This window comes from Parapedobacter sp. 2B3 (genome assembly GCF_041925275.1).
GTDB classification, from domain to species: domain Bacteria; phylum Bacteroidota; class Bacteroidia; order Sphingobacteriales; family Sphingobacteriaceae; genus Parapedobacter; species Parapedobacter pyrenivorans_A.
Map to the genome: position 1 here is coordinate 267,833 of NZ_JBHEUZ010000002.1, position 16,155 is coordinate 283,987.

11 protein-coding genes are annotated in these 16,155 nt (G+C 56.2%); 6 read left to right on the forward strand and 5 right to left on the reverse strand.

Annotation, left to right across the window (positions count from 1 at the left end; all coding sequences use genetic code 11):
* Nucleotides 1–12: 12 nt before the first annotated feature.
* Nucleotides 13–135: a hypothetical protein gene (locus ACEVG1_RS03525; RefSeq protein ID WP_374742178.1), complete on the reverse strand. Its 123-nt coding sequence runs from the start codon at nucleotides 133–135 to the stop codon at nucleotides 13–15.
* Between the two features lie 43 nt (nucleotides 136–178).
* Between ACEVG1_RS03525 and ACEVG1_RS03530 the strand changes: the two genes are divergently transcribed.
* The 4 genes from ACEVG1_RS03530 to ACEVG1_RS03545 all read left to right on the forward strand — a co-directional run bounded on the left by ACEVG1_RS03530 (nucleotide 179) and on the right by ACEVG1_RS03545 (nucleotide 5,737).
* Nucleotides 179–619 (forward strand): WxcM-like domain-containing protein, encoded by a 441-nt coding sequence (locus tag ACEVG1_RS03530; RefSeq protein WP_374742179.1) that lies wholly within the window; start codon nucleotides 179–181, stop codon nucleotides 617–619.
* Between the two features lie 82 nt (nucleotides 620–701).
* Nucleotides 702–2,402, forward strand: coding sequence for a capsule assembly Wzi family protein (locus ACEVG1_RS03535; protein ID WP_374742180.1), 1,701 nt, complete (start codon nucleotides 702–704; stop codon nucleotides 2,400–2,402).
* Between the two features lie 9 nt (nucleotides 2,403–2,411).
* Complete coding sequence (locus ACEVG1_RS03540; protein WP_374742181.1) at nucleotides 2,412–4,106, forward strand: capsule assembly Wzi family protein; 1,695 nt, start codon at nucleotides 2,412–2,414, stop codon at nucleotides 4,104–4,106.
* A 59-nt stretch (nucleotides 4,107–4,165) separates the two neighbouring features.
* Nucleotides 4,166–5,737, forward strand: a complete 1,572-nt coding sequence (locus ACEVG1_RS03545) for a CotH kinase family protein (RefSeq protein ID WP_374742182.1) — start codon at nucleotides 4,166–4,168, stop codon at nucleotides 5,735–5,737.
* Here the strand turns inward: ACEVG1_RS03545 and ACEVG1_RS03550 are convergent.
* On the reverse strand, nucleotides 5,678–6,088 hold the full coding sequence (locus ACEVG1_RS03550; protein ID WP_374742183.1) for a serine hydrolase: 411 nt from the start codon (nucleotides 6,086–6,088) through the stop codon (nucleotides 5,678–5,680). The two genes, ACEVG1_RS03545 and ACEVG1_RS03550, sit on opposite strands and share 60 nt — an antisense overlap.
* A gap of 63 nt (nucleotides 6,089–6,151) precedes the next feature.
* Here ACEVG1_RS03550 and ACEVG1_RS03555 point away from each other — a divergent pair, with 63 nt between their 5' ends.
* Together ACEVG1_RS03555 and mfd are read left to right on the forward strand one after the other, a co-directional pair.
* Entirely contained in the window at nucleotides 6,152–8,206 is a 2,055-nt protein-coding gene (locus ACEVG1_RS03555; RefSeq protein WP_374742184.1) for a tetratricopeptide repeat protein, read from the forward strand.
* Between the two features lie 43 nt (nucleotides 8,207–8,249).
* On the forward strand, nucleotides 8,250–11,582 hold the full coding sequence (gene mfd / locus ACEVG1_RS03560) for a transcription-repair coupling factor (RefSeq protein WP_374742185.1): 3,333 nt from the start codon (nucleotides 8,250–8,252) through the stop codon (nucleotides 11,580–11,582).
* A gap of 2 nt (nucleotides 11,583–11,584) precedes the next feature.
* Here mfd and ACEVG1_RS03565 read toward each other — a convergent pair whose 3' ends face one another.
* From ACEVG1_RS03565 to ACEVG1_RS03575, 3 genes are all read right to left on the reverse strand, one after another.
* Nucleotides 11,585–12,943 (reverse strand): sugar porter family MFS transporter, encoded by a 1,359-nt coding sequence (locus ACEVG1_RS03565; protein WP_374742186.1) that lies wholly within the window; start codon nucleotides 12,941–12,943, stop codon nucleotides 11,585–11,587.
* Nucleotides 12,944–12,986: 43 nt separating this feature from the next.
* On the reverse strand, nucleotides 12,987–14,090 hold the full coding sequence (locus tag ACEVG1_RS03570; protein WP_374742187.1) for an aldose epimerase family protein: 1,104 nt from the start codon (nucleotides 14,088–14,090) through the stop codon (nucleotides 12,987–12,989).
* Nucleotides 14,091–14,160: 70 nt separating this feature from the next.
* A complete protein-coding gene (locus ACEVG1_RS03575; protein WP_374742188.1) occupies nucleotides 14,161–16,116 on the reverse strand; it encodes a glycoside hydrolase family 97 protein in 1,956 nt (651 codons plus the stop codon).
* Between the last annotated feature and the right edge of the window lie 39 nt (nucleotides 16,117–16,155).

Genomic DNA, 16,155 nt, shown 5'->3' on the forward strand with positions numbered 1-16,155 from the left:
ATGGAGCAATTTTCACATATCATCCAACGACAGCGCACGGTATTCGATTTCGTATCCGCTCACCTTCCATTTTGTGGTTTTTTTCCGTGCATGGTGCGTTGAACGTTCGACTAGGTTGGTTTGGGTATAAATCATAACTTGCGTGCCATTAATCCCGTAAGCAAGAAGTAAGAAACGCATGGAAGAGATAGCCATTACACAGGGCGGCATCGCAGAAGATCACCGAGGCAGCATCCGGTTTGTCAATGATTTTGACATGGCTGCGGTGAAACGGTTTTATATCATCGAAAACAAGGACATCGAAACCATTCGCGGATGGCGGGCGCACCGGATCGAGCAACGCTGGTTTTACGTATTGGCAGGAGCCTTTTCGTTGAAAACGGTGAAGATTGACAATTGGGAACAGCCATCCAGGGAATTGCCCGTGGACGAAATCATCCTGCGCAGCGAAGACCAGCGGGTCATCCATGTGCCGACAGGATACGGAACGGCATTCCAAGCCTTAGCACCGGGAAGTAAATTATTGGTATTTGCAGACTACGGCATCGATCATGCGAAGCACGATGACTACACCTATCCGGTGGATTATTTTGTTGGGGCGGGGTCGATTAGCCTTTAAGGAGTACCGGGTTGTGTACCCCGAAAGGGCCATCGAAGATAAATGGAATATTTTTTGCTTCTTTGTAGGCACATTATTCACTATGCGGATCAGATATTTACTCTATAGCCTGTGCCTGCTCGCCATCCCGCAAGGAAGTGCATGGGCGCAGACACTCCCCGTGGGTACCTCCCTGCTGGAAGATTATTACCGGCGGTTGCAGTTGCTGGGCAAAGTGGATTCGTCCATTTCCTTCAGCGTGCGCCCGCTCACAGCCGAAGCCCTGGGCCAGACCAACGTGTACGACCCCGAGGGGATACTGGGCGAGAAAAGTTACCTACACTACTTCCCCAACGAGGAGGGCTATGTGCAGCTGCTGCCGGCGGGGCTGGACTACAACCTCAACGGCAGCTATCCCTACGGGTGGAACGACGGCTCCATCGTGCCCACCCGTGGCGGGCAGGTGCGCCTCTACGGCGGCCTGGTAGCCAAATACCGGTTCCTCACGGTGCAATTTCGCCCGGAAGTGGTGTACGCTTCAAACGGGAAGTACGAAGGGCCGGCAAAGATGCCGGGCTACGGGTTGGAATGGTACAGAACCATGGGCAACGTGATCGACATGCCCGAATATTTCGGCAAGTCGGCCTACACGCGGGCATTACTGGGCCAGTCGAGCATCAAAGCAACCTTCGGCGCGGTGAGCTTTGGCTTTTCGACCGAGAATCTCTATTGGGGCCCGGGCCGCTACAATGCGTTGCTGATGAGCAACAACGCACCGGGCTTCCCCCACGTTACCGTACACACCAGCAAGCCGGTGCAGACCGCCATCGGCTCCTTTGAGGGGCAATTGGTAGGAGGTACGCTCCGGGCATCGGGCTTTCCGCCTTCCATCACCGGCGAAAGCCTGCACCACGAAATGTACTACGTGGAGAAGCCCGACGTGAACCGCTATTTCTCGGGGTTGGTGGCGAGCTACCAACCCAAATGGGTACCGGGTCTTTCGCTCGGTATCATCCGTTCGTTTGTGGTCAACGCCGACAACATGAAGGGCCTCGGCGATTACCTCCCTTTCTTCAAGCCTGCCGTGAAAGAAACGACGTACCTCGACGTGAACGGCGTGGAACGTACCAGCAGCGAGGTGCGCGACCGCTATGGGTCCGTATTCTTCCGCTGGGTGATGCCGGCCGGAAACCTGGAAGTGTATGGCGAGTATGGCCGGAACGAGAAGGCCGAGAACGGGCGCGACTGGATGGTGCAACCTTCCTACTCGCGCGGTTACGTGCTGGGCTTCCGCAAGCTGGTGCCGCTGGGCTTCAGCCCGGGCGATTACCTCGAGCTGGGGGCCGAAGCCACCGAACTATCGATGAATAACACGTATTATGCGCGTGGTATCCGGAGGGAATACCCTACCTGGTACACGCATGCCGTGGTCCGCGACGGATACACGCACCGCGGGCAGGTGCTGGGGGCGGGTATCGGGCCGGGAAGCAATGTGCAAACTGCCAGCGTGGGTTGGGTACGCGGATTGAAACGGGTGGGCTTCTCGTTGGAGCGGTTCGTACACAACGAAGATTTCTTTTACATGTACGTAGCCGATATCCGCAACTCGTGGGTAGACTTCGGTTGGTCGCTCCAAGGGGAGTGGGACTTCGGCGGCTTGTTGGCCCATGCAAAGATACAGAGCATGCATAGCTACAACTACCGCCACGAATTCTTCAGCCCGGAAGGCAGCAGGTTTTGGAATTTCGAACCGCAGGACAAGAATAATTTTCTCATGCGATTGGGCATCGCCTATCGGTTTTAAGTTTGCGCAATGATGATGAGGCTTACAACAATAAAAGGGTTGACGGGGGCGATACTGGCGATTGCTAGCACGGCGGTATTGCATGCGCAGACCATTCCGGTGGGACTACCCGTACTGGAGGATTATTATCGGCGGCAGCAACTGCTGGGCAACGTGGACTCGACGATTTCCTTTAGCATACGGCCGCTCACGGCCCAGGCGCTGCAACAGCACGAATACCTGCACTACCCCGATGCGAGCCGCACCGACGTGGTGTGGCAAAGCGGCGATGGCCACGGCTACCTGCAGCTGCTGCCCGTGGTGTGGCAGAACCAGCTGAATACGGCATACCCGTACGGCTGGAACGATGGACCGATGATTCCGGCGCGGGGGGTACAAACCTACTTCAGCACGGGCTTTTTTGCCAGGTATCGCTGGCTGAGCGTGCAGTTCCGCCCCGAACTGGTGTCGGCACAGAACCGAGTGTATGAAGGGGTCGGTGGGGAGGCTGGGCCGGACCGAACTTGGTACCAATATCGTGGTAATCGCATCGACCAGCCGGAATTATTCGGCCACGGAAGCTATACGAAAGCGTACCTGGGACAGAGCAGCGTGCGGCTCACGCTGGACCCCGTATCGCTGGGCTTCTCGACGGAGAACCTGTGGTGGGGCCCGGGATTGCACAACTCCATCTTGATGAGCAATACGGCGCCGGGGTTTGCGCACGTAACGCTGAATACCTCCAAGCCGATTAAAACCTACATCGGATCGTTCGAGTTCCAGGTAGTGGGCGGTCACTTGGAGAAATCGGGCTATCCGTCATCATTGCTGGGCGATACAGCGACACACCAACAATATGCGGTTGCAAAGCCGGAAGGGTGGCGGTATTTCTCGGGGATTAACCTTACCTACCAACCGAAATGGACACCGGGCTTATCGCTCGGATTTATCCGCACGTACAACACCAACCAGAAAGATATGGGCAGTGGTCTCAGCTACTATGCCCCCTTTTTGGAAGCGTTCAGCAAAACGAAAATTGCAGTGGATAGCAGCTCGGACGACGGCATCCCGCGCGACCAGATGCTCTCGTTCTATTTCCGGTACGTGGTACCCAAAGCCAAGGTGGAGTTTTACGGCGAGTATGCCAAAAATGACCACAACTGGGATGCGCGCGACGCGATGACGCAGCTGGACCATACCCGGGCGTATACCTTCGGGCTACGCAAACTGGTGCCGCTGCACAACCGCTGGGGCGGGTACCTGCAACTGGCGGGCGAGGTTACCCAGGTAGCGGTGACCAATACGCGTGGCATCCGATCGGCGGCGCCCTGGTATGTCCATCATCAGGTCCGAGATGGCTACGCCAACCGCGGCCAACTGCTGGGGGCAGGTATTGGTGTGGGCAGCAACAGCCAAACCGTACAGGCCAGTTGGGTGGATGGATTGAAGCAACTGGGGGTGCAGGTACAGCGCTTGGTGCACGACGAGGATTATGCGGTGACATACATCAAAGACTTCCGCCGCAACTGGGTGGATGCGAGTGTGGCGGCCTATGGATCGTGGGATTACAAGCAGTTTATCTTCAACGCGCACCTGCAGTATATCCATGCATACAATTACCAATGGAACTTCCAGGCAGCCGACGATACGAGCGACTATTGGGGCTTCGACCCGCAGGATAAGAACAACCTGCACCTGAAGCTCGGCGTGATGTATCGGTTTTAGGTAGGGGTACCCTCCTTTCGCAGAAAATGGCTATATTCGAAGTTTTATAGCCCTAACGCATGAGGAAGTCCGTACGCCCGTTCCTTGCCAGCTGTTGTGTGCTGGCGACCATTTTTACGCTTACTACCTGCAAACGCAGTGAACCGCCGGCTCCCGGGCCGCGATACGAAGGGCCGCTTCAGTTCGTGCTCGACGCAAGCCGTAACGCTACGCTCAGCCAGCACATCCAGCTATTCCAGTATAGCGATGGTGCCGTGCGTGGACTCATCCCGGCTGGGGAAAACCTGCCGGATAGCCTGACACTCACCTTCAAGGTACCCTATGACCACCAATTGTGGATCGGCGACAGCCTGTATACGGCCGATACGTTGGCCATCGCACCCAATACCGTCGTGCACTGCACGGTGATCGATGCCGACAGTACCGCCAGTGACTACCAGGTAGCGGTATACCCCGATGCCGGAATACCGGTATGCTGGATTGAAACCGACGGGCGCCAACCCATCGTTTCCAAAGACGACTACATCAACGCGACCCTGCGGGTGGATCCCGGTACGGGCTACGAGCAGGAAAATAGGCTTATCGAGACCGAAATACGGGGCCGGGGAAACAGCACCTGGGGCATGCCCAAAAAGCCCTACCGGATGAAGTTCCACGACAAAGAGGGAGTGCTCGGGTTGGGGGCGACCAAAAACTGGGTGCTGCTGGCCAATTATGCCGACAAGACGCTGCTGCGTAATTACGTAGCTTTTGAACTAGGCAACCAGCTGATCGCGGGTTTCACGCCGCGCACCCGCTTTGTGGAAGTATACCTCAACGGCCAGTATGAAGGCGTGTACCACCTTACCGACCAGATACGGGTGGAAGGTGACCGGGTGGCCATCGATGAGCTGGACGAGGATGAGGTAGACGAGGAAACGATTACCGGTGGGTACCTCCTTGAAATAGACGAACGGCTGGATGCCGACCGCTGGTTCCATTCGGATGTGATGAGATTCCCTTTTACGTTCAAAAGCCCGGAGGAACCCAACGACGCGCAATTTGACTACATTACCGCATACATCGCCGAAGTGGAGGCAATCATTACCGATCCGGATATCGGCGGACGGTCCGCAGACTATGAGGCCCTCATCGATGTGCCCTCATTCGTTAACTTTTACATCATCAGCGAACTGGTGCGCAACAACGATACAGGTGGCGGGGGGCTTAGCATTTACATGCATAAACCGCGTGGCGGCAAGCTGGCCATGGGCCCATTGTGGGATTTTGACATCGCCATGGGCAACATCAACTACAACGGCAACGAAGCGCCCGAAGGGTGGTGGATAAAGACGGGCAACCGCTGGTACGAGGCATTATTCAACGACCCCAAATTTGTGCAGGCGGTGAAAGCCCGCTGGCAGGAGGTGGCACCCTCGCTGCGCGATAGCCTCCTGGCAACCATCGATGCGGCGGCATTCGGTACGCTCCGCGTAGCCCAGCAGCGCAATTTCGAACGGTGGGACATCCTCAACGAATGGGTGTGGCCCAACCATGCGGTGCTGGGGAGCTATGAGGCAGAAGTAAACTACCTAAAGGAATGGCTCACGACCCGCATTGCCTGGATGGACGCTGAAATCGATGGGTGGTAAAGAAGCCGCTATCCGCTCAGCCAGCGTAACCATGTCTTCTTCCGCGGGCTGGTTGCGGTTCGTGAGCAGGATGATGCTGAGCCGCCGCGACGGGATGCGGTAGAACACGTTGCGGAAGCTGGTGCTGCTGCCCGTATGGTAGACCACCTGCTCGCCGCGGCCGTTTTTCTTGAGATGCCACCCGTAGCCGTAATGTACCGTATCGCCACTGGCCAACTGGTGGTAGGCAAACGACTGCTCAATGAGCTGCCGGGGCAATACCGAGCCCGCATACAACGCCTGATCCCCACTGCCCCCTGTGCTGCGCGTAGCCGTACGCAGTGGGACGATAAAGGGGACGTATAATTGCATGGTGCGTAAAAATAAGTGTTATTTGCCAAAATGTCGTATCTTCGTCCTTATAACGTGCCAGTTATGAGACGGAATGGCCTTTGGAGGCGAATCACGACGGTGGTGATCGCATACGGCATCTTTCTACCATTCACCGGAGCGGGCGATCCGCTGGATAGCCTGGAACGGGTGCTTAAACACGCACCCATCGATTCGGCCTATGTGGAGGCGCAGCTTACCGTATCGCGGTTGTACCACCGCCAACCGCAGCATGGCGACCGCTGTTTTGCCGTTGCCAACGAGGCGGTGCAGCATGCGGTAGACCTGGGAGACACCCACCTATACGCCAAAGCGTTGGACAACCTGGGGTTGCTATACCGCTACCACCAATATTATGCACAGGCCATCCCGTTGCACCAGAAAGCCTTCGACCTGACCGAACACCTGGATATACCGCCGCTCAGCAAGATGATCTTTGCCAACAACACAGGGGTGGCGGCGCGGCACAACGGCAATTTCGACGTTTCGGTGGCGTACTACCTGAAAGCATTGGCCATTGCCGAAAAACAGGCGGATACCAAGAACCAGGAGATCGCCAACAACGGGCTGGGCATTGCGCTGATGAACATCCCCGGCCATGAGCAGGAGGCGCTGGCGCACTTGCAGCGGGCGCTCGAAATTGCCATTGCGACGGGCAATACCTTGGGGCAGGCGATGAATTACCTCTCCATCGGAAGCTATTACGACGAGATCGGCGATCACCAAACGGCCCGCAGCTACCTCGCTGCGCTGAAGCGCCTGAATGAGGAAATGGACGATAAGAAGGGGATGGCGATTACCTTGGAGGCCATGGGCAATAGCTACCTGCTGGAAAATAAGGACCTCGGGACGGCGAGGACCTATTTCGAGCAGGCGCTGCATCGGTATGGAGAGCTGGGCAATCCGCTGGGGCAGGCAACCGTATTGACCAGCATCGGCGATATCTACCGGCAGGAGGGCCAGCTGGGCCAAGCGTTGGCGGCTTACTTGCGGGCATATACGGTGGGGAATGAGTTGGAGCACTACGCCATGATACAGCACAGTGCGGCGGCGATTGCGACCACCTATGAGCAACAGGGCCATGCCACGCAAGCCCTGGCCTACTACCGGATAGCGCAGCAGTATAAGGATAGCCTGGCCCTGCACGACCAGCAAGTGGCGATTTCGGCGATTAAGCAGCAGTACGACCTGGAAAGCAAAGAGGCGCAGATTGAGCTGCTTACCAAAGACAACCAACTGGCCGAAGCGAAACTGCACCGCCGCAACCTGATTATCTTTGCCATGGTAGGCCTGCTGGCCGTGGTAGCCGCCTTCGCGTTTTTCAAGTTCCGCATGCGGCGGTTGAAACGGCGATCGGACGAATTGATAAAGCGGCAGAAAGATGCCCGCCTGAAAGCATTGTACGACAAGAACCTGATGGAGGCCGAAATCATCGCCACGCGGATGCAGATCAATCCGCATTTCATGTTCAACTGCCTGGGGTCTATCCGCTTTTTGGTAGAGAAAAGGGAATATGACCGTGCGCTCAGTTACCTGGGCCATTTCAGTTGTTTCATCCGCCGCGTGCTGGAGATTTCGCACCGGCCCGTGCACCGGGTGTGCGACGAATTGATGCTGCTTGACCAATACCTGAAACTGGAGAAAAACCGCTTTGACGGCGAGTTTACCTACCACATCGTGAACGAAATGGAGCAATGGGAAAACCGCGACGTGATTCCCGCACTGCTGCTGCAACCCTTCGTGGAGAATGCGATCTGCCACGGCCTGGCACCTTCCGACAGGAAGGACAAGCGGCTCCGGATCGTGGCGAAATCGCGCGGGTCTGCCATCCAGCTGACGGTGGAAGACAACGGCGTGGGGCTGGGCGAACCGACCGTGGGCCGGGCGGGCCACCAGAGCATGGGGCACCGGATCACCGACAAGCGCATCGACCTGTTCAACAAGAGCTACCGCGACCACATCCAGTGGAACATTGAAAACACGGTGGGGCCCGATGGGGCCGTGGAAGGCACGCGCGCGCACATCGCTATCCTTATCGGCGATACCCCGGAGGGGGAATGGATACAAGCGGCTTTCGGGCAGCAGATTAATTTGAGTTGAGCATCGCTTATTTTTTACGTACCTTTGCCCCCGTTTTACGATTGTGGGCATCAGTGATATTTTAGCGAAATTTCGCCAGGGCGACCAAGTGACGGCACTGGCGGCGGCATTGCAGGGCAAGCACCCGAACATCCACCTGAAAGGGTTGATCGGATCGGCCGACGCGATGGCGGCCGTGGCATGCTACCAACTGCAGGAACGCCCCCTCGTATTCGTGCTGCCCACCCACGAGGAGGCCGCTTATTTTTTGAGCGACCTGGAGGGGCTGCTGGACAAGCAGGTGCTGTTTTTCCCGGCTTCGTACCGCAAGGCTTTCGACTTTACGCAGACCGATAGCGCCCACGTATTGCAGCGGGCCGAAACGCTGAGCACGCTCAACCGCGCCAGCGAGCTGCCCCGCATGGTGGTAACCTACCCCGAGGCGCTGGCCGAGAAGGTGATCAACCGCGCCGACCTCGAAAAGAATACGCTCGAAATAACCCAGCGGGCCAACCTCGACATCGATTTCATCAACGAGTTTTTGCAGGAATACGAGTTTGAGCGGGTAGACTTCGTATACGAGCCGGGGCAATACGCCATCCGTGGCGGCATCGTGGATATTTTCTCGTTCTCCAACGACCTGCCTTACCGCATCGAATTTTTCGGCAACGACATCGAAAGCATCCGTACGTTCGACATCGAAAGCCAGCTGTCGGTAAGCAACATACACACCGTAACCATCGTGCCCAATGTGCAGGCCAAGTTCCTTACGGAAGGCAACATCGCCTTGCTCGAATACATCCCTGCCGATGCGGTGATTTGGTTTGAAGACGTGCAGTTTACGCTCGACATCATTGCCCGTGGCTATAAGAGGGCGGGCGAGCTGTGGCGGGCGCTGCCCCCCGAGGATAAGCAGCAGAACCCCGAATGGGTAGACCCGAAGTACAACTTCATCGACGAGAAGAACCTGTCGGCCATCTTGCACGATTTTGCCGTGGTGGAGTTCGGTAAGCAGTTCCTCTACAAAGCGGACCACACCATTGTGTTTAACCAGCGCCCGCAGCCTTCGTTCAACAAGGACTTCAGCCTGCTGATACATAACTTCAAGGAGAATGAGCAAGCCCATATGGAGAATTGCATCTTCAGCGATTCACCGCGGCAGATTGAACGGCTCATCACCATCCTAGACGACATGGATAAGTCGGTCTCCTTCACACCCATCCATACGGCCCTGCGCGAAGGTTTTGCCGAGGTATCGCTCGGGGTGGCCTGCTATACCGACCATCAGGTGTTTGACCGGTACTACAAATACAAACGGAAGAAGGGGTATGAGCGCTCGCAGGCCATTACGCTGAAAGAACTGCGTGAGCTGAAACCGGGCGACTACATTACCCACATAGACCACGGCATCGGCAAGTATGCCGGATTGGAGAAGGTGGAGGTGAACGGCAAGGTGCAGGAGTCCATCCGCTTGATATACGCCGACAATGACCTGCTCTACGTGAATATCAACTCGCTGAACCGCATTTCGAAATATACGGGCAAGGACGGCGTGGCACCCAAGATGAACAAGCTGGGTACCGATGCGTGGGACAAGCTGAAGAAGACCACTAAAAAAAAAGTTAAAGACATTGCGCGCGACCTGATTAAGCTCTATGCGAAGCGGAAGGCGCAAACGGGAAACGCATTCAGCCCCGATACTTACCTGCAGACCGAGCTGGAGGCTTCGTTTATCTACGAGGATACGCCCGACCAGGAGAAGGCAACGCAGGATGTGAAGCAGGACATGGAATCGCCCCACCCGATGGACCGCCTGGTGTGCGGCGATGTGGGCTTCGGCAAAACGGAGGTAGCCATCCGGGCTGCCTTCAAGGCGGTGGCCGACAGCAAACAGGTGGCTGTGCTGGTACCTACCACCATCCTGGCCATGCAGCACCACCGCACCTTTACCGAGCGCCTGAGGGGGTTTCCCTGCAACATCGACTACATCAACCGGTTTAAGACGAACAAACAGATCAAGGAATCGCTGGCCCGGCTGGCGGAGGGGAAACTCGATATCATCATCGGTACGCACCGGCTGGTGAGCAAAGACGTGAAGTTCAAAGACCTGGGCCTGATGATCGTGGACGAGGAGCAGAAGTTTGGCGTAGGGGTGAAAGAGAAGCTCAAACAGCTCCGTGCCAACGTGGATGTGCTTACGCTGACGGCCACACCGATACCGCGCACGCTCCACTTTTCGCTGATGGGTGCGCGCGACCTCAGCATCATCAACACGCCACCGCCAAACCGGCAGCCCGTGCAGACGGAGCTGCACGTGTTTAACGAAACACTCATCCAGGAGGCGGTGACCTACGAAGTGGACCGCGGCGGGCAGGTGTTCTTCATCCACAACCGTGTGGCCGACCTGCCGCAGCTGGGCAACCTGATCATGAAGCTGGTGCCGCATGCACGGGTGGGGGTGGCCCACGGCCAGCTGGAGGGCGATGCCCTCGAGGATGTGATGCTCAAATTCGTGAACCACGAATACGACGTGCTGGTGGCCACCACCATCATCGAAGCGGGCCTGGACATCCCCAATGCCAATACCATCATCATCAACCACGCCCATATGTTTGGCCTGAGCGACCTCCACCAGATGCGGGGCCGTGTGGGGCGCTCCAACAAGAAGGCTTTCTGCTACCTGCTGAGCCCACCGCTCTCCACACTCACCGCCGAAGCGTACAAGCGGCTCAACGCCATCGAGGAGTTTTCGGAGCTGGGCAGTGGTTTCAATGTGGCCATGCGCGATCTCGATATCCGCGGAAGCGGCAACCTGCTAGGGGCCGAACAGAGCGGTTTTATTGCCGAGATTGGCTTTGAGATGTACCACAAGATACTGGACGAGGCCATCCAGGAGCTGAAAGACGACGAGTTCGCAGCACTTTTCACGGATGTGAAACCGCGTGACTTCGTGTCGTTCACCCAGATCGATACGGACCTGGAAGTGCTTATACCGGATGAATACGTGACCAATGTGGCCGAGCGGTACAACCTCTACAACGAAATCGCCAAGCTGGAAAACGAGGAACAGTTGGAAGGCTTCAGGAAGCTGCTACGCGATCGATTCGGTCCCGTACCGCCGCCGGTGGAAGAATTGCTGAATACACTGCGCCTGCAGTGGCGGGGCAAGGAAATCGGCTTCGAAAAGGTCTCTTTCAAGAAAAATGTACTCCGGGGCTACTTTGCCTCCAACCCGGCCTACTTCGAGAGCGACCAATTCGGGAAGGTACTCCAGTTTGTGCAGCAGAACCCCACCATCTGCAACCTCAAGGAGGTGAAAGGATCGTTGCGCATCGCCTTTGAGCGGGTGCCGGATATCGGGCAGGCCATTGCCATATTGAGCGATATGGTGGCGTAACCTTACAGCATCTCCAGTTCTTCCAACGTTTTGCCTTTTGTTTCTTTGACCTTGCGCCAGATAAAAAGCACGCCCAATGCACATATGGCCGAATAGATGTAAAAGGACTTTTCTTTCAGGGTTTCAAATAGAACGGGAAAGGTAAACACCAGGACGAAATAAGCCGCCCAAAGGCTCACTACCGCAATGGCCGTGGCTTCGCTCCGTACCCTGTTGGGAAATATCTCGGCAATCAATACCCAGGTAACGGGAGCCAGCGACATGGCGTAGATGCCGATGGATGCCAATAGGAACCAGGATACATGGGGCGAGTGGTCGCCCAGCAGGGCCACGATGATGAGATAGGTAACGGCGAGGCACCCGGCACCGATCAGCATCAACGGCTTTCGGCCCAGTCGATCGACCAGGAGCATGGCAAGCACGGTAAAAACTAAGTTGACGCCACCGATAAAAACGGTTTGCAAGAGCTGGTCATCCTGGGAGGCGCCAATGCTTTCGAATATCCGGGGGGTGTAGTTGAAAACCGTATTGATGCCGCATAACTGCTGAAATACCGCCAACCCGATGCCTACCATGACGGCGGGGAGTACGCCTTTCTTGAAAATGGCTGCATAATTGGTTTTGACCACGCCCCGCAGGGACCGGGTAATGTTGCCGATGGAATCGGCCACAAAACGGTCGTCGCCTATTTTTTGCAACACGTGGGCCGCTTGCGCCTTTTTTCCGGCTTTAAGGAGCCACCGCGGGCTCTCGGGCAGCCACAGCGTTCCGACAAAAAACAAAGCAGACGGGATAGCGCCCAGCCCGAACATCCAGCGCCAGGCGTCTTCCCCGCCATTGCGCAACGCGTAGTTGACCAGGTTGGTAACCAGGATGCCCAGCACGATGGTGAGCTGGTTGATGGCTACCATGCGCCCGCGTATATGGGCTGGCGAAATCTCTGCGATATACATGGGCGATAGCATGGAGGCCATGCCTACGCCGATGCCCGCACAGCATCTGGCAGCGATGAAGCTATCCCTGGAAAAGGAAAATGCCATCGCCAGGGACGACACCGCAAAGATGGCGGCGGCAACCAATAACCCCGGCCTACGGCCGTATTTTTCAGCCACGGACCCTGCTACCATGCAGCCGATGATGGCCCCCAACGCGAGGCTACCCGTTGCGAAGCCTTCCCAATAGGCATCTAACGAAAAATGCGTTTGCAAGAACGGGAGCGCGCCGGCGATGACCGCAAAGTCAAACCCGAATAGGTATCCGCCCAACGCGGAAATGAAGGAAATGCCCAACACATACTTCGTATGGTATGCATAGGACTGGGTGGGGGCGTGGAAGGTGCTGTCGTGGTTGGTTGGATTCATATACTGCAACTTTAAGGAAAATTAACGGGATGGCAATGGGAAATCAAGTGGTTAAAAAACGGTATACGGTGGTTTGCCGGTATGTTTCTCCCGGAAGCAACGTAATGGATGGGAAGCTGGCTTGATTGGGTGCATCGGGGAAGCCCTGGGCCTCCAGTGCAAGGCCACCGCTGCGCACATAAGGTTTCCCGTTTTTGCCCACATCGGTTCCGTCAAACAGCCATGCGTTGTAAAACTGGATACTGCGCTGGTCGGTATACAGCTCGATGCGCCGGCCGCTTTCTTTTTCTTCTACGGTGGCAGCCAGGCGCAAGGCATGGCCGGCTCCATCCAGCACATAAGACACCACATATCCTTTGCCCCGAAACAGCTGCCCGGGATAGGATTCATCGATACGGGCGCCGACCATCTGCGGCTGGGTGAAATCGAGTGGGCTGTCTTTTATCGAAACGATGCGGCCTGTGGGGATCAGCTCGTCATCGCAGGCTATGCTGGCGTTTGCATGGATGCAGACGAGGTGGTCCAACACATCGGTACCCTTGCCGCCATGGAGGTTAAAATAGGCATGGCTTGTGAGGTTAACAAGGGTTGCGGCATCCGTTTGTGCCGAATAGCTTATCCGCATGGCATTGTCGTTGCCCAATGTGTAGCATACGGTCACTTCCAGGTTTCCGGGGTAGCCTTCTTCCCCGTCTTTTGAAACCAGTGTGAACGCCAATTCCTCTTCCCCTTGGTCGTTTAACGAAACACGACCCCCCCAGACCCGGAAGCTGAATCCACCGGGACCGCCGTGCAGGTGGTTTCTTGTGGGCTTGCCGAACTGATCGTTGGTGGTCAATTGATAGTGGGTGCCACCCAAGCGGAAAGTTCCCTGGTCAATGCGCCCGCACACGCGGCCCACAATGGCGCCATGGTATTTTTCTTTTGCATGTTGGTAGTCGTCCAGGCTTTCGAAGCCGAGGACCACATCGGCCCATTGCTGTTTTTTGTCGGGCACCCACATGGATACCCAGCGGGCACCGTAATTGGTAAACTGGGCTACGCAACCATGCTTGTTGCGAAGGGTAAACAGGGTTACTGCCTCCCCGTTTACCGTACGGTTGAAGTTTTCGGTTTTTAACAATACGATCTGATGGCCGTTTGGCATGGGTACGTTTGCTGGCTGCTATCGATAACGGATTTAGGAGCTTGGGTGGCAAGCTCCTAAATCCGGATGGTTACTGATTTTGTGGCGTGATCCTGGCGATCCACCCGCCGCCGGGTGCCAACTCGAGTTTCAGCGTTTCGCCTGCTTGGATCTCGCGGCGAGACAGCGTATAGTCCGTTGCGGCGGTACGGGCATTGATCCCATCGGCGATGATTTCAATGTGGTAGTTGCCGGGCTCCAGAAAATCGGTGGTCAGGTCGATGGTCCGGGGGTCGTCGTTTGTGATGGCGCCGATATGCCAGTCGGCACCGGCCCTTCTGGCCAGCACCGTGTACTTGCCGATTTTGCCTGCCAGCAGTTTCGTCTCATCCCATCCCACGGGTATTTTCGCGAGAAAGTCCGTGCATTCCTGCTCCCGGTAGTAGTCGGAAGGAGAGCCGGGCAACATGGTCATGGGGCTGTTTAAGATGACAAACAAGGCCATGGCATGCGCCCGGGTGCCCCAGCCCATCGGGTAGTCCCGGATTTGGCTGAAATTATGCTTGTTGGCGTTGCGCATGGTGGCCGGGATGTAGTCCATGGCTCCTGTAAATAGGCGGATGTAGGGCAGGAGGTTGTGGTGTTCGGGATTGTCGTTATCGGACACGCCGTTCTGCTCAAATTCTATCAGCGCCTCCGAGGTGAGCACGTTCGGATATTTCCGGCTTAAGCCGCTGGGTTTGTAGGCACCGTGGAAATTGACGACCATTTTCTTCTCGGCCGCCTTGCTGGCCACCGCATCGTAAAACTCAACCATCTGTTGGTCATCCCTATTCATGAAGTCCATCTTGATGCCTTTGACGCCCCACCGTTCGAACTGGTCGAAAGCCTCCTCCCATTGGTCACGCAGGGTATTCCAGATAACCCACACCATCACGTCTACCCCCTTGGTTTTGGCGTAGGCGGTAACCGCTTGCATGTCTAAGCCGGGGACCGAACGCAGCAGGTCGTCTTTCGGGCTCCACCCATCATCGAAAAGGAAATACCGGAATCCGTGGTCGGCACAAAAGTCAATGAAGTATTTGGCCGTCTCGGTATTGACGCCGGCCTTGAAATCGACCCCGTAGATATTGTTCTTGCCCCACCAGTCAAACATCACCACGCCGGGTCTGATCCAGGAGGGATCGGCGATGGCGTTGGGAGATGCCAGGAGATAAACCATGTTGTTGTTGATGAGCCCGTCTTCCTGTTCGGCAACCGCAAAGATGCGCCACGGATAGTCCCGTTTGCCCGAAACCCGCGCGATGTAATCATGGGTTTCGCCGACCTGGCCGCTGGAGTAGCGGCTATTGGTGTTTACCAATGTTTTGGGATAAGGGGGATGGGTACCGGTAAATCGGCCGGCCCCGTCCGTGCGCATCCATAAGCCGGGGTAATCGTGGAGGTCCGATTCGGTGACCATCACGAACCTGCCGCCTTGTTTTTCTACAAGGATGGGCAGGTGGTAAAGCCTCGCCGGGTCCATGTCGCCCATTTTTTTGAATTCATAGGGCTGCTCATAAGCCGAATGGAATGACTTCTCGGACTGGAAGCGTACTGAATCGCCCGGCTGGAACTGGAGACGAAGGGTCTCGCTGACAACGGTCAAGCTGTCTTTGGCAGCCGTGGAAAAGCGGTAGGCCAACCCCTCATCGAACAGGCGGAAGGCTATTGACCGATTGGACTTAAATGTAAGAACCAGCTCGTTGTAGGCATTTCTGTAGGCCCCGAATTTTTCTTTGACCACTGGTGTTACCTCTTCATCTACGGCGTTTCGCTTCGCTTTGCTCACCTGCAAGGGGCCGCTCGCCAGGCCATCGGCAACCATGCCCAGGTCTGACAGCACCAACACGAGGTCTGCCCCCTTGGTCATCCGCAGGCTGATGCCCTGCTGGTTGTTTTCGATCTCGACAGCCAGTGCGGAGTTGGGGGAATGCAACGTATACTGCTGCGCATGGCTTGAGGCATAGCCAAGGGATAGGAAAACCAACATTAAATAGCCTTTCATACAACGATTAAGTTTAGTCCACTAAATTGTTCCAATTTT